Origin of the sequence: Streptomyces humidus (assembly GCF_014649655.1) — a bacterium.
In the GTDB taxonomy this organism is placed as follows: Bacteria; Actinomycetota; Actinomycetes; order Streptomycetales; family Streptomycetaceae; genus Streptomyces; species Streptomyces humidus.
Genome location: NZ_BMTL01000123.1, coordinates 1 through 1,635 on the forward strand (window position 1 = coordinate 1; position 1,635 = coordinate 1,635).

At 69.0% G+C, this 1,635-nt stretch carries 2 protein-coding genes; one reads left to right on the top strand and one right to left on the bottom strand.

What is annotated here, in order from left to right; translation table 11 throughout:
• The first annotated feature begins 269 nt into the window (after positions 1-269).
• A complete protein-coding gene (locus IE239_RS41340) occupies positions 270-1,103 on the top strand; it encodes an IS5 family transposase (RefSeq protein ID WP_190154586.1) in 834 nt (277 codons plus the stop codon).
• Here the strand turns inward: IE239_RS41340 and IE239_RS41345 are convergent.
• Entirely contained in the window at positions 1,018-1,521 is a 504-nt protein-coding gene (locus tag IE239_RS41345; RefSeq protein WP_190154587.1) for a hypothetical protein, read from the bottom strand. The genes IE239_RS41340 and IE239_RS41345 overlap by 86 nt on opposite strands.
• Positions 1,522-1,635 lie beyond the last annotated feature (114 nt).

Genomic DNA, 1,635 nt, shown 5'->3' on the forward strand with positions numbered 1-1,635 from the left:
AGAGGGCTTCTCGAAACCGAGTGTGGAGCTGGGGGTTCCGTACGGGTGTGCTGTTCAGGTGATTGTGGCCGCGCGGGGGCATGAAGGCAGGGCCTCTCGGTAGGTCAGAGGGTGTCTACGCCACTGCTCACCGGGAGGCCCTGTTGCCGCAGTTGTATCGGTCTGCCGCGAAAGAGTCCATTCCGGACACGCGGACGTGCGACTGCTTCGCCCACACGTACGGGAACGCGGCGGACAATCCGAGCGGCGGGCACTGCTATCCGACCGACATGACGGACACGGAGTGGGCCGCGGTCCGCGAAATGGTTCCGGTGCCGGCGTGGGGCGAGGGCCGGGGTGGACGGCCGGAGGAGTACTGCCACCGGGACATACTCGACGCGATCCGGTATGTGGTGGACAACGGCGTGAAGTGGCCTGCACTGCCTGCGGATTACCCGCCCTGGAAGGCGGTGCATCGGTTCTTCACCCGCTGGCGTAAGCAGGGGCTGACCGGCGAGTTCCACGACCGGCTCCGTGCCGCGGCCCGTGAAGCGCAGGGCCGGGATGCGGAGCCGACGGCGGGGGTGATCGACTCGCAGTCCGCGAAGGGCACGTCGACGGTCGAGGCCGCGACCAGCGGTTATGACGGCGGAAAGAAAATCAAGGGCCGTAAGCGGCACATCGTGGTGGACACCCTCGGCCTGATCCTGGCGGTCATGGTCACCCCCGCCTCGACAGGGGACCGGGACGCCGCCCAGGACCTCCTCGCCCGGGCAGCAAGCCGGCACCACCGGCTTCGGCGCGTGTGGGCGGACAGCGGATACACCGGCATGCTGGTGGGCTGGTGCGCGGTGGCCTTGAACCTGATACTGACCGTTATCCGCCGCAGCGACGACCGGCAAGGCTTCGTCGTGCTGCCCAAACGGTGGATCGTCGAGCGGACCTTCGCCTGGCTCACCCGCTCCCGGCGTCTCGCCCGCGACTACGAACGGCTGCCCGCGTCGTCGGAGGCGATGATCCTGTGGTCGATGACCATGGTCATGACCCGCCGTCTCGGCCGCCGCCGCAGACGAACCGGCCCGGCACCGGCTCGTGTGCCCATCCCCGCGCAACGAGCCGCTTGAGTTTGCACCGCACGCCCTCGGTCTTCGCCGGAACCACCTCCAGCCCCAACAAGGCAGTGATCTCACGGCAGTTCAGTGGCCGGCCGCCAGTGGCACGGCGTTCGGCCAGCAGGCCCATGACCTGCTGATACTCCGGCGCCAGAGCCTCGGCTGACAGCCCCTCCCGCCAGAGAGGAACAACCGACCCGGGCCTCGCCGCCGTCGGCGCCGTGGCTTCGTTCCCGCCCTGCGTCTTCCCCGCCTCACCCTCCTGGCCTGCGGTTTCACCCCGGTCGTCCCACACCTCGCCGACCCGCCTACGGGCGATCAGCCACTCGTCCCACTCCGACTGCGCCGCCTCCAGCTCGGCCTGCAACTCCTCCACCCGCTTCCGGGCCGCACACTCCCGCGCCTCCAGCCGCCCCAGCACCGACGCCATCACGCACCTCCAGCACGCCACCTCCACGGACGCACCGGATCTACCTCACCCACCCCAGCACTATGCCTGACCAGCACAAACCCAGCCCCCACACTCGGTTTCGAGAACCCTTCT

Bases quoted from the DNA above. Each gene is read 5' to 3' on its own strand.
- IE239_RS41340 (WP_190154586.1), top strand. From the start codon at position 270: ATGACGGACACGGAGTGGGCCGCGGTCCGCGAAATGGTTCCGGTGCCG.
- IE239_RS41345 (WP_190154587.1), bottom strand. From the start codon at position 1,521: ATGGCGTCGGTGCTGGGGCGGCTGGAGGCGCGGGAGTGTGCGGCCCGG.